A 20,827-nucleotide genomic window follows, 5' to 3' on the forward strand; every position below is an offset into this window, starting at 1 on the left:
GGAGTACGCATGAGCAGCACAGTTACGGACCGCTCGTTGAGAACCCTGGGCGTGATTGCCAGCTCGCGCAAGACGGACGAACGGCGCCTCCCGTTGCATCCGCGCCATCTGGAACGGATCGACGCCGACCTCCGGGCCCGGATCATCCTGGAACAGGGCTACGGCGAACGGTTTGGCCTCAGCGACGATCAGCTGGCTCCGCTCGTAAACCGGATGGCGCCGCGCAGTGAGGTCATTGCCGCGTCGGATGTGGTCCTGCTCCCCAAGCCGCAGGCCCAGGACCTGCAGGAACTCTCCGACGGGCAGGTGCTGTGGGGCTGGCCGCACTGCGTCCAGGACCGGGTCATCACTCAGCTGGCCGTGGACAAGTCCCTCACGCTGATTGCCTTTGAAGCAATGAACCACTGGAACTCGGACGGTGGATTCGGTCTCCACGTTTTCCACAAAAACAATGAGCTCGCGGGCTACAGTTCAGTCCTGCACGCCCTGGGACTTGCCGGCGCCACCGGAGACTACGGCCGGCGGCTCAGCGCCGTCGTCATCGGCTTTGGTGCCACCGCCCGTGGGGCCGTCACCGCCCTGAATGCGCTGGGAATCCACGATGTGCAGGTACTCACCAACCGGGAAACTGCAGCGGTGGGCTCGCCCATCCATTCCGCGCGGATCCTGCGCTTTGAGCGCGACGCCGAGCTGCCCCACCTGAGCCACGTCCTTACCGAGGACGGGCAGGAAGACCTGGCGCCGTACCTCGCCGGGTTCGACCTGGTGGTCAACTGCACCCTGCAGGATCCCAACGCTCCGCTGACGTATCTGCAGGAAGACGATCTGGCGGCTTTTGCTCCGGGCAGCCTGATCATTGACGTGTCCTGTGATGAGGGCATGGGTTTCTCCTGGGCCAAACCCACCACCTTTGCCGATCCCGTGTTCGAGGTGGGCAGCGGCATCCGGTATTACGCCGTGGACCACAGCCCCTCATACCTCTGGGATTCGGCAACCTGGGAAATCAGCGAAGCAGTGCTGCCCTTCCTGCGCACGGTGATGTCCGGCCCGGAGGCCTGGGACGAGGAAGCCAGCGTGTTCCGCGCCATCGAAATCCGGAATGGCCGGATCCTCAACCCCGCGGTACTGGCGTTCCAGGGCCGGTCGGCGGAGTATCCCCACGCGGTTACAGCGGCCTGAGGCTGCGCCGTGGATGGCACCTGACCGGGCGGATCAAAAAGCAACGTATCGAAACAGTTGAGGGTTCGCCGGTGCCGGGAAGGTCTCCGGGCCTAGGAGGCGTCCGTGTGCGGGGTCTATGGTTTTAAGGCCGCACCGTGACCGTTGACAGGAATCGAGCAGCTCATGACCATAGACGTGACATCCCTGCTGATCCCCACGGAAAACGGTTTGATCCGTGGAACGGTGGCCAACGGAGTCCGGACCTGGCGGGGGATTCCTTATGCGGCACCGCCGGTTGGCGAGCTGCGGCTGCGGTCTCCCCAGTTGCCGCAGCGCTGGAACGGGGTGCTGGACGGAAGCGCGTTCGGCGCGGCTCCGCCGCAGTCCCGCAACCCCTCGCTCACCGGCTCCCGGCGCCGGGCCCCCATGGACGAAGACTGCCTGACGCTGAACGTTTCGGCACCGCTGGAACCGGAGTTCGGCCAGCTGCCCGTGCTGGTCTACTTTTACGGCGGTGCCTTCAGCTCCGGATCCTCCACGGTGAAGACCTACCGCGGCTCGCATCTGGTCCGGACCGGGGAGGCAGTCTACGTGTCCCTGAACTACCGGATCGGGGCACTGGGGTTCATGGACTTCAGCACGTTTTCGGCTGCCGGCCGCGCCTTCGACTCCAACCTGGGGCTGCGCGATCAGGTGGCCGCTCTGGAATGGGTCCGGGACAACATCTCAGACTTCGGCGGGGATCCCCGGAACGTGACCATCTTCGGCGAATCAGCGGGCGGAATCTCGGTGACCTCACTGATGTGCATCCCCGCCGCCAGGGGGCTGTTCCACCGGGCCTATGCCCAGAGTGCGGCTCCGTCCAGCGCCTACTCGCAGGAACTGCACGCCTCCTGGGCCCGGGACCTGCTGCAGATCCTCAAGGTGCCCCTGTCCGACGCCGCCGATGCCCTGTCCACCCTTCCGGCTGAGGTGCTGGTGCGCGCCACCAACCAGCTGACGTCCAAGATCGGGCCGGCGGACAAACCGGGGTCCCTGAGCGTCTCGCCGGTGGTCGACGGCGATTTCCTGCCCGAGCACCCCCTGGACACCTTCATGAAGGGGCTGGCGGCACCGGTACCGCTGGTACTGGGCACCATGGCACGGGAAGGAGCGTTGTTCGCCAAGATGGTGGACATCCTGCCCTCCACCCCGGACCGCATCGAGAAGATGTTTGCCGGCACGGATCCCGAGGCGCAGGCCCGGGTGCTCGCCGCCTACCCCGGGTATCCGTCCAGGGAACGGTCGGTGGAAATCAGCGGCGACCTGGTGTTCTGGTATCCCTCCACCGTGGTGGCGGAGTCGCACTCGCTGGTGGCCCCCACCTGGTCCTACCGGTACGATTTCGCCACGCCCCTGATGAACCTGCTCGGCTTCGGTGCCACCCATGCCATGGACGTGCCCGTGATGTTCGGCGAAACCCGCGAGCCCATTACCCGTGCGCTGTCCGTCCTGGGCGGGGCGGCGGCCCTGAAGGAGCTCTCGGCGCGTTTCCAGGGCACGCTGCTAAGCCTGGCGAAGACCGGCAGCCCGGGTCCGGACTGGCCGCGCTATGAACCCGTGCAGCGCCATACCCGGATCTTTGACGTCGAGGACAGGGTTGAGTCCGATCCCTTCCCCGAGCGGCGCCGCGCCTGGGCGGGTTACCGCGGCTATTTGTGATGGCCCTCACCGGGAGGCTGTGGGAGGGTTAACCCAGCTTTGGATGTCTTGCCCCTACCGCGGTGTGTAAAAACAGCGTGCAAAAGGAGAGTTGGCCAGCATGAGTGAACATTACGACGTCGTGGTCCTGGGAGCCGGTCCCGGCGGTTACGTGGCAGCTATTCGGGCGGCCCAGCTCGGTTTGAGCGTGGCAGTGGTGGAGGAGAAGTACTGGGGCGGTGTGTGCCTGAACGTTGGCTGCATTCCCTCCAAGGCGTTGCTGCGCAACGCCGAGCTCGCCCAGATTTTCACCAACCAGGCGAAAACCTTCGGCATGAGCGGAGACGTTTCGTTTGATTTCGGCGCCGCATTCGACCGCAGCCGGCAGGTCGCGGACGGCAGGGTCAAGGGCGTCCACTTCCTGATGCAGAAGAACAAAATCACCGAGTATGACGGCCACGGGGTGTTCACTGATGACCACACCCTTGAAGTCTCGCTCTCGAAGGGCGGCACTGAAAGCATCACCTTTGACAACGCCATCATTGCCACGGGGACGTATGTGCGCCTGCTGCCGGGTGTCGAACTCTCTGAGAATGTGGTGACGTATGAGGCTCAGATCATGGACCGGGACCTGCCGAAGAAGATCGTGATTGTGGGTGCCGGTGCCATCGGCATGGAATTCGCGTATGTGCACCGCAGCTACGGTGTGGACGTGACCATTATCGAATTCCTGGACCGGGCCCTGCCCAATGAGGACGCGGACGTCTCCAAGGAGATCACCAAGCAGTACAAGAAGCTGGGCGTGCCAATCCTGACCTCCACCAAGGTGGAAACGGTGACCGACAACGGATCATCGGTGACAGTGACCTACAAGGATAAAAACGGCAAGGACGGGTCCATCGAGGCGGACCGGGTGATGATGTCCATCGGCTTTGCGCCGCGCACCGAAGGATACGGCCTGGAAAAGACCGGTGTTGAGCTCACCGACCGCGGGGCGGTCGCCGTCGACGAGTTCATGCGCACCAATGTGCCGCACATTTATGCCATCGGTGATGTGACGGCCAAGCTGCAGCTGGCCCACGTGGCCGAGGCCATGGGCGTGGTGGCCGCGGAGACCATCGGTAAGGCCGAAACTATGCCGCTGGGGGATTACCGGATGATGCCCCGGGCCACCTTCTGCCAGCCGCAGGTAGCCAGTTTTGGGCTGACCGAGCAGCAGGCCCGCGATGAGGGGCACGACGTGGTGGTGAGCATGTTTCCTTTCACGGCCAACGGGAAAGCGCATGGGCTGGGCGATCCGGTGGGCTTCGTGAAGCTCGTGGCAGACAAGGAACACCTGGAGCTGCTGGGCGGGCATCTGATTGGACCGGATGTATCCGAGCTGCTGCCGGAGCTGACCCTGGCGCAGAAGTGGGACCTGACCGCCTATGAGCTGGCGCGAAACGTGCACACGCACCCCACGCTCAGCGAGGCACTGCAGGAAGCCTTCCACGGCCTCACGGGTCATATGATCAACTTCTGAGGGCGGGCGGTTAGCTGACGTTTTCTTCCCGCACCGCTTGAACGACGACGGCGGGCACGGGCTGGGACCCGCCGAATCCGCGGGCTGGCGGGAGCCTTGACACAGCTGCGCGCTCCGGAGAACCCTGTGAGGAGGGGATGGTCCGGAGGCAGGTTAGATCATGAGAACCGGCAAAATCATCATGCTTGTTGTCGGGAGCCTGCTGATCCTGATCGGCCTGGGGTTGGCTGCGGGTGCGGCCGCTGTGGGGGTCCTGAATGCCCGTCAGGGCGACAACCGTTTTTTCTCCGTTCCTGAAGAAACCTATGCGGTGGACTCATATGCACTGACCGTGCCGGAAATCGAGGTGGATCAGGGCGTCACTTCGGCGGACGAGGTTGCAACACTTCGGGTCCAGGGTGTTGCCACCGATGCGGGCCAGGAGCTCTTCCTTGGCATTGGCCCCCGGTCCGCCGTGGACCGCTATCTGCTGGACGTGCAGCACAGCGAGCTGCAGAGGGTGAACTTCAGCCCGTTCCGTGCCTACTACCTGGAAATGGAGGGGTCCGATTCCCCCGCGCCTCCGGGAGAACAGGATTTCTGGGCCGTTACATCCAGCGGAAGCGGGCAGCAGTCCCTGGAATGGAACCTGGACCAGGGTGATTGGACCGTCGTGGTCATGAATGCCGACGGAAGCCGGCCGGTCGCTGCGGACCTGCAGATGGGCGTGCGTTCCGACTTCCTCCAGCCGGTGACCTGGGCCCTTCTGATCTCCAGCATCGTCTTCCTGGTGGCAGGAATTGCCTTGGTGGTTATCGGAGCATCCGGGCTGCGCCGTCCGCCGGTTGGGCCGGCTCCTGGGGGCGGTCCGCCGCAGCCGGCGGAGCAGTACGGCGCAGGTGCGCCCCAAACGTACGGCCAGATGCAGGACAGGTACGGACCGGGGCAGCTGCCGCCGTCCGGCAACCGGGCTGTCCGGCCGGGCGGAGCATCCGCGCTTGGCATGGCTGGAGCAGCAGGTGCAGCAGCAGGTGCAGGGGTGCGGGATGCTGCACTGTCCGGCCCCCGCTACCCCGCGCGCCTCTACGGGGAGCTGGAACCGAACCTCTCCCGCTGGATGTGGCTGGTCAAATGGTTCCTGGCGATTCCGCACTACATCGTGCTGTTTTTCCTGTGGATTGCCTTTTTTGTCACCACTGTGGTTGCCGGTTTCGCCATCCTCTTCACGGGCCGGTATCCGCACGGACTGTTCGACTTCAATGTGGGGGTGGTCCGCTGGAGCTGGCGGGTCACGTTCTATGCCACCCGTGTTCTGGGTACCGACCGGTATCCGCCGTTCACGCTGGACCGCACCGACTATCCGGCAGACTTCAGCGTTGACTATCCGCGGGAGCTCTCCCGCTGGCTGGTCCTCATTAAATGGTGGCTCCTCGTCATTCCGCAGGCGCTGGTTGTGAGCGCGTTTACCCAAGCTGCCGTCGTCGTGAACCGGTTCTACATTTCCGGCGGACAGGGCCAGGAATGGAGCGGCGGATGGACTCAGATGGTTCCGGGCGGCATGTGGGCCGCAGCCTGGGATGAGGGATGGGAAGGAGCCCCCGCAGCCGTGGTCAGCACCCAGGGCCTGTCTCTGCTGACCCTCCTGGTCCTCATAGCTGTGGTGATCCTGTTGTTCCGCGGCCGCTATCCGCGCCATCTTTTCGATCTGCTGATGGGCTTGAACCGGTGGTCCTACCGGGTGCTGGCCTATGCGGCGCTGATGCGGGACGATTACCCGCCCTTCCGGCTTGACCAGGGACCTGCGGACCGCAGGGACGAGGCCGCAGGACTGGGACGGCCGGAGCCGGGGCCGGGGCCGGGGAGAAGCTAGCTGGAGGTCCCGAGGATGCAGAACTCGTTGCCCTCGGGATCTGCCAGCACCGTCCACGTAACGTCCGGGTCCTGCCCCACATCCGCGCGGACTGCGCCCAGCTCCAGCAGGCGCTGCACTTCCTCCTCACCCGTGCAACCATTCGCCCGCAGATCCAGATGCAACCGGTTCTTCACCGTTTTGGGCTCCGGCACCGGCAGGATGTCGATCGGCGGGCCGTAGCCGTCCAGGGGGGCAAGGCTGATAATGCCGTCGCCCTCCTCAGCAATCCGGTAATCCAGTGCCCGGGTCCAAAAATCCGCCAACCGGCGGACATCAACTGCGTCGAGGGCAAGGGAAGCAAATGTACTGGTCATGTGGCAGATCCTTGGCTGGCGGTTTCCGGCTGCAGCGCGGGCCGGTTGGGCACGCTGAAACTAGCATCGGCCCCCGGCGCGGTCAAGTTCCCGGAGAGCCCCGTGCGATCCGGGTGCCGGGCCATGCACTCCCGGTCCGGCCGCGGCTGGGTTCCCGAAGCCAGGGCAGCCGGCGGCAGGCCGGTCCTCAGGACCCGGGTGTTTTCCCTCACCGTTGTGGGTACCGCAGCGCGCGCTGCCGGGGAGTGTCTCCGGAACCGGGGTGAGCCGTGTGACCGGCGCCCGTTTGGTGCGTCACAACTGGCTGCCGGACCCCGACGGTCCTCGCTAGTCTTGAAATATGGACCTCGAAAACATTAATTTTCACACCCGGAAGTGGGTCCGTCCCGAAGACCTGAATGCCAACGGAACCCTGTTTGGCGGCAGCCTTCTGCGATGGATCGACGAAGAAGCAACAATTTACGCCATCCTGCAGATGGGCAACGGCCGGGTCGTCACGAAACTGATGTCGGAGATCAACTTTGTCAGTTCCGCACAGCAGGGCGACATGATCGAAATGGGGCTCCGCGCCACCAAGTTCGGCCGGACGTCCCTGACGATGCGCGCCGAAGTGCGCAACATGATTACCCGCAAGAGCATCCTGACGATTGACCGCATTGTTTTTGTGAGCCTTGACTCGCACGGCCATCCGATGCCGCACGGTTTCACAGAGATCACCTACGATCGGGACCGGCTTCCCACCGAGCACATTCCTCCCATCGAAGTGGACGCCTAACAGGCCCCATCGGGCAGCGGAGTGCGGATTCGGGGCTCCAGCTGCTTTATCCGCCCCCGGAGGCAGCCACCGGCGCAGCCCTGACGCGCGGGCGCTGTACGCCATCCGCCTGCTCCCTCTCTCCTCGCTGGTGACGGTCAGCAACGCCCATGGTGACCACTGAATACCTGGACCTGATGGTGCAGGCAGCAAACCGGCTTATGGGCGATTCCCTTCGTCCGGCAACCGCCCATCTTGTTCCTTCCGCGGTCCCGCCGGCTCCGAATGACTGGGTTGAACCGTGTGTCGAAGGCCGGTTTGACGGCAAAACGGTGGTGGTCTCCGGTGCGGCGTCGGGGATTGGGCGGGCCACGGCCCTGCGGGTGGCCCGCGAGGGCGGCCACGTACTGGCGATTGATCTCAGCACGCTGCGGATGGAAGCGCTCCTGGAAAGTAACCCGGACCTGGACATCACCGGAGTGGTGGCCGATATCTCCAACCAGTCCGACGTGAACAAGATTGCTGTCCAGGCGCTGGGCCGCGTGGACTGCCTGGCTGTCGTGGCAGGGATCGCCGAGAACATGGTGGCTCTGCACGAGGTGGAAGATGAGCTCTGGGAGAGCGTGTTGCGCATCAACGTGGGCGGGCCCTTCCGCTTATCGCGCGCCCTGATTCCGCTGATGCTCGCGCGCGGCACCGGATCCATTGTGAACGTTTCCTCCCAGGCCGGACTCCGCGGCTCCATTGCCGGCGCGGCCTACACGACGTCCAAGCATGCAGTGATTGGTCTCAGCGACGACGCCGCCAACGTCACCGGTGCGATCCTTCCGGCCGACGACGGCTGGGGCGTCGCCTGATTCGGCGGCAGCACACCCATCGCGCCCGCACAGGGCAGTGCGTCTGATCTCCGGCCCCGCCGGGCGGGATGTCCAGACACCGGGCGCGCGATGGTGAAAGGGCCTGTGCACCCTGTTCCAACCTCCCCGCACAGCCGTAGGGTTCAGGTACGGCCGCAGAGCTTCCGCTGCACTCTTTCCATTGCCTGCCGCCGGGACGGGAGCCCAGCGTGAAGACCCATCTTGACCGCTACCGGCAGATGGCCGAAATTCTGTACCGCAACGGGCTTGGCTACTTGGTTGCCGCGTCCGGCCTTGAAGCCAGGCTTCCGTTCCGGCGCAAGGAGCAGCCCGGTGACCGTCCCCAGCAGCCGGCCGGAAGCCCGGAGTACCTGCGCCGGGCGCTGGAGGAGCTGGGGCCCACGTTCGTGAAGCTGGGCCAGCTGCTGTCCACGCGGCAGGACCTCCTGCCGCCCAAATACCAGCAGGAGCTGGCCAAGCTGCAGGATAATGCCGATCCGGTGCCCTGGGAACAGATCCGCCCGGTGCTGGAAGCGGAGTTGGGAGAGGATGCGCTGACGCGGTTTGCCGCCTTTGGCACCGTGCCGCTGGCCAGCGCCTCCATTGGGCAGGTCTATGCCGCACGGTTGCCGGACAACACCGATGTGGTGGTGAAAATCCGCCGTCCGGGCGTGGATGAAGTGGTCAACGAAGATCTTGACATCCTCCAGGGGCTTGCGGGCTATGCGGGCCGGCACTGGGAGGCGGCGCGGGACTATGACGTCAAGGCCCTCATGGACGAGTTCGCTCAAACGCTCCGGGACGAACTGGACTATGCGCAGGAGGCCCGCAACACCCGGCGCTTTGCGGCGAACTTCCAGGACGACCCCGCGATCCAGATCCCCGTGGTGTACCACGACTACAGCACCTCCAAGATCCTGACCCTACAGCGGCTGTACGGGCTGAAAGTCACGGACATCGCCGCGATCGACGCTGCCGGAATCGACCGCAAGGCGCTCGCTGCCAGGGCGGCGGACGCTGAGATGAAGATGGTCTTCGACGACGGCTTCTTCCATGCAGATCCTCATCCGGGGAACATCTTCGTGAAGCGAGGCGGGCAGATCGGCCTCATCGATTTCGGGATGGTGGGGGAGGTTGACGACAAGCTGCGCGCCCAGCTGTCCGCACTCTTTGTTGCGATTATCCGCAACGATCCGGAGAAGATGGCGTCGGCTCTGATCCGGATGTGCCCCACGTCCCGGCGGGTGGACCGGGTTCGGCTGCGCCTGGACCTGCAGCAGCTGATCCGCCTCTATCAGGGCCGGACTCTGGGAACCGCCCCCGTAGGCCGGATCATCAGCGGAGCCCTGGGCATTATCCGCAGCCACCACCTGCAGCTGCCGCGGGAAATGGCGCTGCTGCTGCGCATGCTGATCATGACGGAGGGCATGGGGGAGGTGCTGGATCCGGACTTCAGCATGGGAAAAACCCTGGCACCGTATGCCAAGCGGATGACCATGCATCAGCTGAACCCGGTGACTTTTGCGCGGCGGCTGGGCCAGGCCGGCGCCGAAACGCTGGAGCTCGGCGCCGAGTTGCCGGATCAGCTGCGTCGGCTGTTGAACACGCTGGATTTCGAGGGGTTCGAGGTACATCTGCGGGCCGAGGAGCTCGCCCCTCTCGTGGAGCGGCTGGAAAGGGTTGGCAACCGGATGGTGGCTGCTGTTTTCGCGGCTGCCTTTATCCGGGGTGTCGGTGAGCTGACGCTGGGGGACACCGATCGTTGGAAGAACTGGCAGGCTCCGCTCATGACAGCGGGACTGGCCTCCACCGGTGCGCTGGGCGGATATTTGGCCTGGAGCGCCCGCAAACAGCGGATGAGGGACTACTGATGGACTTCTCGCTGGCGGGAATGACTGTCCTCGTATCCGGGGGCACCAGGGGAATCGGACGGTCCGTCGTGGAGGAGTTCTCCCGGGAAGGGGCCAACGTAGCGTTTTGTGCGCGCAGCGGGTACGACGTCCAGGTTCTGGAGGAGCAGCTGTCCGGGGCGAGAGGCCGCATTGAAGGCTCTGTGGTGGATGTGGGACATCCCGGCTCCCTGGCGAAATGGGTCAGCGAGTCGGCGCTCAGCTTCGGCGGGCTCGATATTGTCGTGTCCGCTGCCACAGCGATGGCGCTGGATGACACGGATGAAAACTGGGGTGTGTCCCTGAGTATCGATTTGATGGGGACGGTGCGGCTGGTCAAGGCCGCCCTACCCCATCTGGAACTGAGCTCGGCACCGTCCATCGTGGCCGTCTCCAACGTATCGGGCAGAGAAGCGGATTTTGCCGCCGGGCCGTACGCCACGGCCAAGACGGCACTGGCCGGATATATGGCGGGCCTTGCCTTTCGCGTGGCGCCTCTCGGTATCCGGGCCAACACGGTGACCGCGGGCAACACGTACTACCGGGGCGGTGTCTGGGCCATCCTCGAGGAGACGGATCCCGAGGCCTATGAAGCAGCTGTTGCCCGGAATCCCACCGGAAGGATGGGAACGCCTCAGGAGGTGGCCGACGTCGTTGTTTTCGTGTCCAGCCCCCGTGCCTCACGGGTCACGGGGGCCAATATCCTGGTGGACGGCGGGCTGTCCCGGGGCATCCAGCTGTGAGGTCGCTCAGGCAACAGCCGGGCGCACGCCCAGCTGCGCCGTGGGCGTCCGGTAGGTCTCCCTTGCCGTCAGAGCCGAAATTGAGGCGATGATGCTGATTGCCGCGGTGAACAGGCTGATCACCACCCAGCCGCCAGGCTCCAGGCCGCCCAGTGCCGCCACGATGGACGGGGCGAAGCCTGCCATCAGGAAGCCCAGCTGGGTGCCGATCGCCAGCCCCGAGAACCGCACTTTGGCACTGAACATCTCGGCGTAGAAGGATGGCCATACGGCGTTGGCCGCGGCGTAGCCGCAGGAGAAGACCGCCACTGACAGTGCGAACTGCAGCAGGGTGTTTCCCGATTCCATGGAGAGCAGATAGAACGGCATGACGGCAGCGGAGGAGAGCGCGCCGTAAATGAACACCGGTTTGCGTCCGATCCGGTCCGCGAGGGTGCCGAAGAGCGGCTGGGTGCCCAGGGCGACGACGTTGCCGGCCACCACCAGCCACAGGGTGACGCTGGCATCCACGGTCCCCACCTCGGTGCCGTACTTGATCGCCAGGGTTCCGTACACAGTGGAGACTGCGGCGATAAACGCGCAGCAGATCACGCGCAGCACGTCACGCCAGTGATGCGCCAGCAGATCGCTCACAGGCAGTTTTGCAATCTCGTTATTGGCTTTGGCTGCAGCGAAGGTGGGGGTTTCCTGCAGGGAGCGGCGGATAAAGAAGGTCACGAGGACCACCACGGCGCTGAGCCAGAAGGGAATGCGCCACCCAATGCCGTACTTGATGTCATCCGGCAGAGCCAGCACAGGGATGAAGACCAGGGCAGCGAGGATCTGGCCGCCCTGCGTACCGGTGAGCGTCCAGGAGGTGAAGAAGGAACGCTGGCTGTCCGGGGCATGTTCCAGGGTCATGGAGCTGGCGCCCGCCTGCTCACCGGCTGCCGAGAGGCCCTGCATCAGCCGGCACAGGACCAGGAGCGCGGGCGCCCACCAGCCAATGACGCTGAAGCTGGGTAGACAGCCGATCAGGAAGGTTGAGGCGCCCATGAGGACCAAAGTGAACATGAGGACCTTCTGGCGCCCCACCCGGTCCCCGAAGTGGCCCAGGATCACAGCGCCCACCGGCCGGGCTATGTAGGCGAAGCCGAACGTGGCCAGGGACATAATCGAGGCCTGCGTTCCGGCGTCGGGAAAGAACACAGAGGGGAAGATCAGGGCTGCCGCTGAACCGAAGATGAAGAAGTCGTAATACTCTACGGCGCTGCCCATGAAGCTGGCTGCCGCTGCTTTTTTGGGGGTCTTGGCGTGGACCTTGCCCGCCGGGACAGTCTCAGTCATAGGTTCTCCTGTAGGTGGCTTCGTGCAACCTGTGCGCTATACGCACGAGTGTGCAGAATTCGAACACTTCACGTAATGTAGCTCACAACTGCAGGGTGCGGCAATGTTCTCCCGTCAACCGTTGCAGCAGCCCTCAGCCCAAACCAGCGCGGGCAGGATCGGCCCGCACCGTGGAAGGACGTACCAGTGAGCAGCCCCTCGGAATCCTATTTGGTTGGCCTTATCGGGGAGGGCGTCCTTCCCTCGCTCTCACCGCCCCTGCATGAGCAGGCGGCCGACCGGCTGGGACTGCGCTACCTGTACCGGCCGGTGGACCTGGCCGCCACGGCAGCCGGGCAGGACGCCGGAACAGGGCGGCACGGCACGGACGGGGCAGGCGGTACGGCAGCCAGGCTGCGCACCCTGCTGCACACCGGACGGGAGCTGGGGTTCAATGCCTTCAACATCACCCACCCCTGCAAACAGATGGTGCTGCAGTACCTGGATGAGGTGTCCGACGACGCCGCCCGGCTGGGCGCGGTGAACACAGTCCTGATCCGGAACGGCAAATTTGTTGGCCACAACACCGACTTCTCCGGGTTTTCGGCCGCCCTGGCCGACGGCCTGCCCCATGCGGCCCTGGACCGGGTGGTTCAGTTGGGCGTGGGCGGCGCCGGTTCCGCCGTCGCCTACGCCCTGCTGAGCGCCGGCTGCTCCCGCCTGACCCTCATTGACCTGGACTACGGCCGCGCCCGGGAACGCGCCGAAGCGCTGGGGGCGTTCTTCCCCGGTCAGGCCGTCACCGCCGCGGACAGCGCCGACCTTCCCACCGTCCTGGCCGAAGCGGACGGCTTGGTGCACGCCACCCCCGTGGGCATGCACTCCCATCCCGGCCTGCCGCTGGACCCGGATCTGCTGTCCCCGCCGCAGTGGGTGGCCGACGTCGTCTACCGGCCCTTGGAAACCGAGCTGGTCCGCGCCGCACGGGCGAAGGGATGCGCGGTGCTGGACGGCGGGTTCATGGCGGTGGGGCAGGCCGTGGATGCTTTTGAGCTGATTACCGGGATCCGTCCCGATGCGGACCGGATGCGGGCCGATTTCAGCGACCTGATCAAGCGCGGACGGTAAGGGAAGGACACCATGCGGACATCCATTGCCACCGTGTGCCTGAGCGGCACGCTGGAAGAGAAGATGAGGGCCTGCGGAGCGGCAGGATTTGACGGCATTGAGATTTTTGAACAGGATCTGGTGGTCTCCCCGCACAGCCCGGAGGAAATCCGCGGCCTGGCTGCTCAGCTTGGCCTGAGCCTGGACCTGTACCAGCCCTTTCGGGACTTCGAAGGCGTCAGCGAAGACCTGCTGGAGGCGAACCTGTTCCGAGCCGAAGCCAAATTCTCGCTTATGAACCGCCTGGGTATCGACACCATGCTGGTCTGCAGCAACGTGGCCACCGCCAGCATCGACGACGACGGCATTGCTGCTGCCCAGCTGCGGCGCCTGGGGGAGATTGCCGCGCGGTACGGGATCCGACTCGCGTATGAGGCGCTCGCCTGGGGACGGTACGTGAACGATTACGAGCACGCCCAGCGGATCGTCGCTCTGGCCGACCACCCGAATGTTGGAACCTGCCTGGACAGCTTCCACATTCTCTCCCGCGGTGCGGATCCGGCCGGCATTGAGAAGATCCCGGCGGAAAAGATTTTCTTTGTCCAGCTGGCTGATGCCCCGGAATTGTCCCTGGACGTGCTGTCCTGGAGCAGGCATTACCGGGTGTTCCCCGGCGAGGGCGCCTTTGACCTGACCTCGTTCATGGCGCATCTGGTCCGCAGCGGCTACAACGGGCCGGTGTCGCTGGAAATCTTCAACGATGTGTTTCGGCAGACCGCCGAGGAACGCACCGCTGTGGACGCCATGCGTTCGCTGATCTGGCTCGAGGAGCGGACCTCCGTATACCTGGCAGAGCACGACGGCGGCCGCCCCGGCTATCCGATGCGACTGGCCACCCTGCCAGCCGTGGCTGAACCGACCGGCTTCAACTTCGCCGAGGTGCTGGCCGATGACACCGGCGCAGTTCAGGAGCTGCTGCTGCAGCTGGGCTTCCGCTGCGAGGGTACACACCGCACCAAACCGGTCCAGCTGTTCACTGCCGGAGCAGCACGGGTTCTCCTCAACCAGCAGCAGGGCCGGGGCGCGGCCCCGGGAATCTCCGCGCTGGGACTTGACGTGCAGGATCCGCTGGCTGCCTCGTCGCGGGCCGTGCAGCTGAAGGCACCGCCGGTCAACCGGCGCAGCCAGGCAGACGAAGCGGTCCTCCAAGCGGTGTCAGCGCCGGACTCCACGGAGATCTTCCTGTGCGAAGCCACTGCGGACGGCACGGTCGCCTGGGCGGAGGAATTCAGCCCGCCCCGGGCGTCGACAAAGGAACCCGGCAGCAGCGACGGAAGCAGCGCCGGCATCGGCCACGACAGGTTGATCACGCATATCGACCACATCAACCTTTCCCAGCCGTGGCAGCACTTCGACGAGGCAGTGCTGTTCTACGAATCCACCCTCTCGCTGGCTCCCCGCGCTGCCCAGGAGGTGCCCAGCCCCATGGGACTGGTCCGCAGCCAGGTGATGTGCAGCAGTGACGGCGCGGTCCGCCTGGCCCTGAACATTGCCCCGCTGGGCTTGGAACGGTCCGGGCCCGGCGGCGGGTCGGATTATCCGCAGCACGTTGCCTTTGCGTGCACGGACGTGGTGGCACTTGCCCGGCAGGCGCGTGAGCGGGGGTTGGATTTCCTGCCGGTTCCGGCCAACTATTACGAGGACCTCCGGGCGCGGTTCCGGCTCGACGACGGCCTGCTGGTTCTCCTGCAGTCCCTGAACCTGCTCTATGACCGGGATGGGGACGGCGAGTTCCTGCACTTCTATACGGCTACGCTGGGCAACGTGTTTTTCGAGGTGGTGGAACGCCGGAAGAGCTATGACGGGTACGGGGCGCCGAACGCGCCGGTGCGGATGGCCGCGCAGTACCAGCGTGCCCGCCCGGGCGGCGGCAGCTAGGATGGGCGCCATGGGGGCAGACGGCGGTTATTACGTGAAATCGGCGGAGAAGACCCTGGCGGTCTTGAGCTCCTTTACGCCGGAGCATCCGAGGCTGAGTGTGAGCTCGGTGGCGGCCGCCACGGAGCTTAGCCGTGCCGCAGCGCGCCGGTTCCTGCTGACCCTGTGCGACCTGGGGTACCTGCGCTGTGACGGAACACTGTTCGAGCTGGCGCCGCGGTCCCTGGACATCGGGTCGGCGTTCCTGGCAACGCTGACCCTGCCTTCAGTGGCCGAACCGCATTTGAAAGCGCTGGCTGCGGAATTGGGCGAGACTACGTCCCTGTGCGTGCTGGACGGGTTGCAGGTGGTCTACGTGGCGCGCGTGACGGCGCCGCGGCTGGTACACGTCTCGGTCCAGGTGGGTACCCGCTTCCCCGCGTGGGCCACGTCCATGGGCCGGGTGCTGATTGCCGCGTTGGAGCCGAACGAGCGCGAAGCCCACCTGGCCGCCGTCGAACTCCGGCAGTTCACCCCGCACTCCGTGGCCAGCCTCAACGAACTCCGCGAGGAGGTGGAACTGGCCGGCCGCCGGGGCTGGGCACGGGTCAGCGATGAACTGGAAGGCGGCCTGCGCGGGGTGGCCGTGCCGGTCTCCCGTGCGGGGAAGGTGGTGGCGGCAGCCAACGTGTCGCTGCAGATGCACCGGGATCCGGACGAGTCCGTGGAGGAGACGGTGGTTCCACAGCTGAGGTCGGCCGCGGAAAAAATCACGGCCGACCTCAACGTCCGGTAAGGACTGGGGGAACTTCCGCCTAAACTACGTGGCGAAGTCGGTGGAGTTGTAGATGTTCAGGTTCAGGGCCGCAGCTACCTGCGCGGCGGCCTTCTGGCCACGGACACTGTTTCCCACCGGGTCAAGCGGGGGAGAGAACGCCGCGATCGCCAGCGTTCCCGGCATGATCGCCAGGATGCCGCCGCCCACGCCGCTCTTGCCCGGAAGGCCCACCTTGTACGCCCAGTCACCGGAAGCCGTATACATTCCCTCCATGGTCATTTCCGCCAGGATTGGCGGAACCAGGGAAGCGTCGAACACCTGCCTGCCCGTGACCGGATTCCGGCCCCTGGCAGCCACAGTGGCACCCATGGTCGCCAGGTCCCTGGTGCTCACCAGGGTGGAACACTGCCGGGTATAGACCTCGCAGGCTTCCATGGGGTCCGAGTACATTGTTCCGCCCGAGTAAAGCAGCCAGGCGATGGCACGGTTGTGGAAGTTGGTGGACTGTTCGGAGTCATTGACGGCGTCGCTGAGCCTGATGTCCCGGCCGGCAAAGGCGCTTTGCATGGCCAGGATCTTCTTCCACCGCTCATCCGGTGATTTTGCCGGGATCAGCGACACCGTAGACATGGCCCCGGCGTTCACCAGCGGTGACACGGGCTTGTTGTGGTGTGTTGCCACCGCGACCACGGAGTTGAACGGTTCACCGGTCGGATCTGCGCCCACCTTGTCGTGGAATTCGGGCAGCCCCACGTCCTGCATGGCCAGGGTCATGGAAAAGACCTTGGAAATGGACTCCAGGGCGAACTCGAACCCGGTGTCGCCGGCCTCGAACACATCGCCGTCGGCCGTCACCACGCACACGCCGAACAGGGCCGGATCCACGGATGCCAGGTACGGAATGTAGCTGGCATTGGCCCCGCCGGTGTCCTTGGCGTGGTCTGCATAGGCTGTCTGAACCGCCCGGGAAATTGTTGACTTGTCCGGCATCATAGGGCTGCGCTCCCGCCTGTGTTCGGCCCCGATCGGGGCCGAAGGGTTGGTCTGTTACCGTTATCAGCCGTACCCGGCTGCGTTGCAGCGTGGCCCGCTGCGGCTCCGGTTGTGGCATCCGAACCGGAACCGGCGGATGTGTCCGCGAGCGCCTCTTCCACGAGGACCGGCGTCGGAACGGAGGACTTCGACACCGTCCCGGGATGAGTGTGCTCGATTTGCCAGGTGAACGGCTCAAACCTGCTCTCAGGATCGCGCCAATGCGGCTTGCGCAGCGCGTAAATCACCAACGGCAGGATGACGAATATCGCTGCACCTCCTACCAGGATGCCTACGTACACCGCAGGCGATCCGACGGAAATCTGGTCCGGGGGGATGAAGCTGAAGACAAAGGCCACCAGGGAGCCCAGGAACCCGAGGCCGCCGATCAGCCACATCCCGATGTCCCCGCCCGGCACCCGGTAGGGGCGCGGCCGGTTCGGCTGGCTGAACCTCAGGTAAATGGCGCCGGCGAACATCAGCATGTACATGATCAGGTAGAGAATCACCGTCAGCTGGCTCAGGATCTGATAGGCGGCCTGCACTGACGGCAGGACAACGTAGGTGATGCCCAGACCGGTAACAGCGAACGCCTGGAAGAACAGGATGTGGGTACCCATTCCATTCTTGTTCGTGTGCTGCCAGAAGCGGGGCAGATATCCTGCCCTGGCCACGGTGAGCAGCCCTGTCGAGGGACCTGCCACCCAGGTGACGACGCCCGCCAGGACACCGATCAGGAGCATGGCCGCAACAACCGGCCCGGCCCATCCGATTCCGGCCCAATCGAACATGTCGTTATAGGAGGTCAGTAGGCTCTGGGTCAGGTTGATGTCGGCCTGGGGAACCACGAACGCAATGGCGAGCGTGCCCAGGACAAAGATGATGACCGTTCCGGCCGCAGCGATCAGTACTGCAATCGGATAATCGCGGGTTGGATTTTTGACCTCTTTAACGTGGATGGCGTTCATCTCCATGCCGGCATAGAACAGGAAGATACTCGCTGCCAGCACTACGTTGGAGAAATTGGAGAAATCCGGGATGAGCTCGCCCCAGCCCATCTGGATCTGCGGGGTGTTTCCGGCGAAGTAATAGGAGAACCCGAGGATGATGAGAATGATCGCCGGGATGATGGTGCCGATGATCCCCCCCCACTGGCTGACCCGGGAGAAGGCCGCGGCTCCGCGGAAGGCAATGAAGGTGGCTAGCCAATACACCACCAGCACTACGGCCAGGACAAAGAACTTATTGCCTGCCAGCTGCGCGTCCAGGTTTTGGTTGTCGCCGGTGTAAGCCAGCGAGACCGCGCCGAAGGTCAAAACCGTGGGGAACCAGATGGTGACTTCGATGAAGAGCATAAACATGGCCAGGAAGGCCCAGCGTGGACCGAAGGCTTCACCCACCCAGCGGAAGACGCCGCCGGTCTCCGGCCAGCCGGTGGCCAGCTCTGCGGCCACCAGGGAGACAGGCACCAGGAACACAATGGCAGCGAAGACGTAATAGAAGATCGAACTCAGTCCATATTCAGCCTCCGAAGGCAGCCCGCGAAGGCTGACCACAGCCACGATATTCATGACCGCCAAGGCGCCAATGGTGATTTTGGCCGTTTGTTTCGATTTCGCTCTTGATGCCTGATCAGGGGTAGGTGACTGCGAGCCTGTGCCCGAACCACCCGCCGCTGGTGAACCGCTCGATGCAGTGGAATCACTCATCCCACTCACCTCCTGAGGTTAGTGATGGAAGCCGGGCTGGGCTGACTCCTGCGGCATCGGCGACTCAAGCCGATCGAGGTACTCGGTTTCCTTCCGGATGTCATCCAGGAGACGGTCGGCAAGATCCATGCTGAGGCCGTTGCGGACCACAATCCGCTCCACGGTCAGATTCTGAAGATTGTTGGGCAGGGGATAGGCCGGCACCAGCCAGCCTTTGGACCGCAGCCGTTCGGCCAGGTCATACAGGGTCCATTTGTCCGTGTGACCGTCCTTGAGGCGCCAGGCGAACACCGGAATATCAGTGCCGTCATTCCACAGCTCAAAGGCCCCGATTTCACTGATACCCGACGACAGATAGACTGCCACGTCCTGGCAGGCCTGCTGGATTTTGGCATAGCCCTCCCGTCCGAGCCGGAGGAACAAGTAGAACTGCAGGACCACCTGCGCGCCGGGCCGTGAGAAGTTCAGTGCGAACGTGGGCATGTCTCCGCCCAGATAGCTCACATAGAAGATCAGGTCTTCCGGCAGCCACTGGCGTTCGCGCCACACCACCCAGCCCAGTCCCGGATACACCAGGCCGTATTTGTGGCCCGAGGTGCTGATGGAGTGCACACGGTCAATCGTGAAGTCCCATTCCAGCTCCTGCTGGATGAACGGGGCAATCATGGCGCCCGATGCCCCGTCCACATGGATGTTGATGTCCAGCCCGGTGGAGGCCTGGATATCGTCGAGCTTTGCTGCGATCTGCCGTACCGGTTCGTACATGCCGGTGTAGGTGACACCCATGATGGCCACAACGCCGATGGTGTTTTCATCGACGTACTTTTCCAGTTCAAAACCGTCCAGACACTTGTGCTCCTCGCTGATCGGCACCAGCCGCGGCTCGACGTCGAAATAGTTGCAGAACTTTTCCCAGCAGACCTGCACGGCTGAACTCATGACCAGGTTGGGCCGATCCGCTGGCTTGCCGTCCGCCCGGCGGGCGTGCTGCCACAGCCGCTTCAGCGCCAGGCCGCCCAGCATGCAGGCCTCCGAGGAACCCACCGTAGAGGTGCCGATGGCTCCTTCGGGGTCCGGCGCGTGCCACAGATCCGCAAGGATCTTCCAGCAGTTCTGCTCAATCTGGGCCGTCTGCGGGTACTCGTCCTTATCGATCATGTTCTTGTCGTACGTCTCGGCGTACAGCCTGTTGGCATGATCATCCATCCAGGTGCTGACGAACGTGGCCAGATTCAGCCGAGCGTTACCGTCCAGCATGGTTTCGTCGTGGACGATTTGATAGGCCGTTTCCGGCATCATCTGCCCGTCGGCCAGTTTGGTTTTCAGTGCGACGGTGTCTTCACCCGGCCGGGCGAAGAGCGGATTAATGGACAGGGTGCTTTTGTCCCGTTTTGGCGCCATGATTTTTGCGACCTTTCATCGGCGATGCCGGAACCGGCACCGGGGGCCGCAGTGAACGGCGGTCAGGAAGCTCATAGGGTGCGCACCAAAGACTCTACGCGCGCCAAATAGGGGTGGCCAGACTCGAACCGATCCCGTGCAGGGGGGTTGCAATGATCGCTTCTCTTTGGCTTGGTTCAGGCCCCGGACGGGCCCCGACGGTTGTGTGCGCAACGGTGCCGCGCGTACCGTGTGACCACAAACCAAGCCCCCGAGCCCCGGCACCAGGGTGATGGAAGCATGTCGCCGCCGGGCGAATCTGCGAGGAGATATCCCATGGCATCACTGGCGCGGCGCGACCGTTTTGAACTGCCCGAACCCGTACGCAAGTTTTTTGAGGGGGACTGGGATGTGCCCGCGTTTCCGGTGGAGGAATACCGGGACGGTGCCACCATGGTGGTGAAAGCCGAACTGCCGGATATTGATCCGGACAAAGATCTGGATGTATCGGTGAGTGACGGGATCCTGCGGATTAAGGGCGAACGGCGCGAAGGCAGCGAGCACAAGGACAAAAACGGCTACCGCAGCGAGTTCCGTTATGGATCCTTCACCCGCGACATTCCGCTCCCCGCCGGCTCCAGCCAGGACAACGTCACCGCCTCCTACAACGACGGCGTTCTGGAAGTGAGGGTGCCGGTGCCCGAGGTGGGATCCTCCTCCACAAAAGTGCCCATCTCGCGGGGTTAGCGCACTGAGCGCACCAGGGTAGATACCCGTTTCGGTGGAAA

At 64.3% G+C, this 20,827-nt stretch carries 17 protein-coding genes; 12 read left to right on the top strand and 5 right to left on the bottom strand.

The features are described 5' to 3' along the window. Positions 1-9 precede the first annotated feature (9 nt). The 4 genes from ABIB35_RS04090 to ABIB35_RS04105 all read left to right on the top strand — a co-directional run bounded on the left by ABIB35_RS04090 (position 10) and on the right by ABIB35_RS04105 (position 6,212). Complete coding sequence (locus ABIB35_RS04090) at positions 10-1,179, top strand: N(5)-(carboxyethyl)ornithine synthase (protein ID WP_354179129.1); 1,170 nt, start codon at positions 10-12, stop codon at positions 1,177-1,179. A 165-nt stretch (positions 1,180-1,344) separates the two neighbouring features. Beyond that, complete coding sequence (locus ABIB35_RS04095; RefSeq protein WP_354179131.1) at positions 1,345-2,862, top strand: carboxylesterase/lipase family protein; 1,518 nt, start codon at positions 1,345-1,347, stop codon at positions 2,860-2,862. A 100-nt stretch (positions 2,863-2,962) separates the two neighbouring features. Then, entirely contained in the window at positions 2,963-4,363 is a 1,401-nt protein-coding gene (gene lpdA, locus ABIB35_RS04100; protein WP_354179133.1) for a dihydrolipoyl dehydrogenase, read from the top strand. Positions 4,364-4,523: 160 nt separating this feature from the next. Next, positions 4,524-6,212: a DUF4389 domain-containing protein gene (locus ABIB35_RS04105; RefSeq protein WP_354179135.1), complete on the top strand. Its 1,689-nt coding sequence runs from the start codon at positions 4,524-4,526 to the stop codon at positions 6,210-6,212. Here ABIB35_RS04105 and ABIB35_RS04110 read toward each other — a convergent pair. Beyond that, complete coding sequence (locus ABIB35_RS04110; RefSeq protein ID WP_354179137.1) at positions 6,209-6,568, bottom strand: VOC family protein; 360 nt, start codon at positions 6,566-6,568, stop codon at positions 6,209-6,211. The two genes, ABIB35_RS04105 and ABIB35_RS04110, sit on opposite strands and share 4 nt — an antisense overlap. Positions 6,569-6,908: 340 nt before the next feature. Between ABIB35_RS04110 and ABIB35_RS04115 the strand changes: the two genes are divergently transcribed. From ABIB35_RS04115 to ABIB35_RS04130, 4 genes are all read left to right on the top strand, one after another. Further along, positions 6,909-7,343 (top strand): acyl-CoA thioesterase, encoded by a 435-nt coding sequence (locus ABIB35_RS04115; protein ID WP_354179139.1) that lies wholly within the window; start codon positions 6,909-6,911, stop codon positions 7,341-7,343. Between the two features lie 149 nt (positions 7,344-7,492). Further along, complete coding sequence (locus ABIB35_RS04120) at positions 7,493-8,179, top strand: SDR family NAD(P)-dependent oxidoreductase (RefSeq protein ID WP_354179141.1); 687 nt, start codon at positions 7,493-7,495, stop codon at positions 8,177-8,179. 209 nt (positions 8,180-8,388) lie between these two features. Beyond that, complete coding sequence (locus ABIB35_RS04125; RefSeq protein WP_354179143.1) at positions 8,389-10,050, top strand: ABC1 kinase family protein; 1,662 nt, start codon at positions 8,389-8,391, stop codon at positions 10,048-10,050. After that, the gene (locus ABIB35_RS04130) at positions 10,050-10,811 is read left to right on the top strand and encodes an SDR family NAD(P)-dependent oxidoreductase (protein ID WP_354179144.1); all 762 of its coding nucleotides are present in this window, start codon (positions 10,050-10,052) and stop codon (positions 10,809-10,811) included. Before ABIB35_RS04125 ends, ABIB35_RS04130 begins: the two co-directional genes overlap by 1 nt. 6 nt (positions 10,812-10,817) lie before the next feature. On the opposite strand, the gene ABIB35_RS04135 is transcribed toward ABIB35_RS04130, so the two are convergent. Further along, positions 10,818-12,137, bottom strand: coding sequence for an MFS transporter (locus ABIB35_RS04135; RefSeq protein WP_354179146.1), 1,320 nt, complete (start codon positions 12,135-12,137; stop codon positions 10,818-10,820). Positions 12,138-12,323: 186 nt separating this feature from the next. On the opposite strand from ABIB35_RS04135, the gene ABIB35_RS04140 reads away from it, so the two are divergent. The 3 genes from ABIB35_RS04140 to ABIB35_RS04150 are packed head-to-tail and all read left to right on the top strand — an operon-like array spanning position 12,324 to position 15,936. Next, positions 12,324-13,244 (top strand): shikimate dehydrogenase, encoded by a 921-nt coding sequence (locus tag ABIB35_RS04140; protein ID WP_354179148.1) that lies wholly within the window; start codon positions 12,324-12,326, stop codon positions 13,242-13,244. 12 nt (positions 13,245-13,256) lie between these two features. Continuing rightward, entirely contained in the window at positions 13,257-15,161 is a 1,905-nt protein-coding gene (locus ABIB35_RS04145) for a bifunctional sugar phosphate isomerase/epimerase/4-hydroxyphenylpyruvate dioxygenase family protein (protein WP_354179149.1), read from the top strand. Positions 15,162-15,171: 10 nt separating this feature from the next. Further along, positions 15,172-15,936, top strand: coding sequence for an IclR family transcriptional regulator domain-containing protein (locus ABIB35_RS04150; protein ID WP_354179151.1), 765 nt, complete (start codon positions 15,172-15,174; stop codon positions 15,934-15,936). Between the two features lie 24 nt (positions 15,937-15,960). On the opposite strand, the gene glsA is transcribed toward ABIB35_RS04150, so the two are convergent. Genes glsA through gad form a run of 3 tightly spaced genes read right to left on the bottom strand, consistent with a single transcriptional unit; the run spans position 15,961 to position 20,060 of the window. Next, on the bottom strand, positions 15,961-16,911 hold the full coding sequence (gene glsA / locus ABIB35_RS04155; RefSeq protein WP_354179153.1) for a glutaminase A: 951 nt from the start codon (positions 16,909-16,911) through the stop codon (positions 15,961-15,963). Then, positions 16,908-18,659: a glutamine/gamma-aminobutyrate antiporter GadC gene (gadC, locus tag ABIB35_RS04160; protein WP_354179155.1), complete on the bottom strand. Its 1,752-nt coding sequence runs from the start codon at positions 18,657-18,659 to the stop codon at positions 16,908-16,910. Before gadC ends, glsA begins: the two co-directional genes overlap by 4 nt. An 18-nt stretch (positions 18,660-18,677) precedes the next feature. Continuing rightward, complete coding sequence (gad, locus tag ABIB35_RS04165; protein ID WP_354179157.1) at positions 18,678-20,060, bottom strand: glutamate decarboxylase; 1,383 nt, start codon at positions 20,058-20,060, stop codon at positions 18,678-18,680. Positions 20,061-20,375: 315 nt separating this feature from the next. On the opposite strand from gad, the gene ABIB35_RS04170 reads away from it, so the two are divergent. After that, entirely contained in the window at positions 20,376-20,786 is a 411-nt protein-coding gene (locus ABIB35_RS04170; RefSeq protein ID WP_354179158.1) for an Hsp20/alpha crystallin family protein, read from the top strand. The last annotated feature ends 41 nt before the right edge of the window (positions 20,787-20,827 follow it).

Source organism: Arthrobacter sp. UYP6, assembly GCF_040547315.1.
Lineage (GTDB): Bacteria > Actinomycetota > Actinomycetes > Actinomycetales > Micrococcaceae > Arthrobacter_B.

Coding starts and splice junctions, on each gene's coding strand:
- ABIB35_RS04105 (WP_354179135.1), top strand. CDS start 4,524: ATGAGAACCGGCAAAATCATCATGCTTGTTGTCGGGAGCCTGCTGATC.
- ABIB35_RS04130 (WP_354179144.1), top strand. CDS start 10,050: ATGGACTTCTCGCTGGCGGGAATGACTGTCCTCGTATCCGGGGGCACC.
- lpdA (WP_354179133.1), top strand. CDS start 2,963: ATGAGTGAACATTACGACGTCGTGGTCCTGGGAGCCGGTCCCGGCGGT.
- ABIB35_RS04120 (WP_354179141.1), top strand. CDS start 7,493: ATGGTGACCACTGAATACCTGGACCTGATGGTGCAGGCAGCAAACCGG.
- gad (WP_354179157.1), bottom strand. CDS start 20,060: ATGGCGCCAAAACGGGACAAAAGCACCCTGTCCATTAATCCGCTCTTC.
- ABIB35_RS04115 (WP_354179139.1), top strand. CDS start 6,909: ATGGACCTCGAAAACATTAATTTTCACACCCGGAAGTGGGTCCGTCCC.
- gadC (WP_354179155.1), bottom strand. CDS start 18,659: ATGAGTGATTCCACTGCATCGAGCGGTTCACCAGCGGCGGGTGGTTCG.
- ABIB35_RS04150 (WP_354179151.1), top strand. CDS start 15,172: ATGGGGGCAGACGGCGGTTATTACGTGAAATCGGCGGAGAAGACCCTG.
- ABIB35_RS04095 (WP_354179131.1), top strand. CDS start 1,345: ATGACCATAGACGTGACATCCCTGCTGATCCCCACGGAAAACGGTTTG.
- ABIB35_RS04090 (WP_354179129.1), top strand. CDS start 10: ATGAGCAGCACAGTTACGGACCGCTCGTTGAGAACCCTGGGCGTGATT.
- glsA (WP_354179153.1), bottom strand. CDS start 16,911: ATGATGCCGGACAAGTCAACAATTTCCCGGGCGGTTCAGACAGCCTAT.
- ABIB35_RS04145 (WP_354179149.1), top strand. CDS start 13,257: ATGCGGACATCCATTGCCACCGTGTGCCTGAGCGGCACGCTGGAAGAG.
- ABIB35_RS04170 (WP_354179158.1), top strand. CDS start 20,376: ATGGCATCACTGGCGCGGCGCGACCGTTTTGAACTGCCCGAACCCGTA.
- ABIB35_RS04110 (WP_354179137.1), bottom strand. CDS start 6,568: ATGACCAGTACATTTGCTTCCCTTGCCCTCGACGCAGTTGATGTCCGC.
- ABIB35_RS04135 (WP_354179146.1), bottom strand. CDS start 12,137: ATGACTGAGACTGTCCCGGCGGGCAAGGTCCACGCCAAGACCCCCAAA.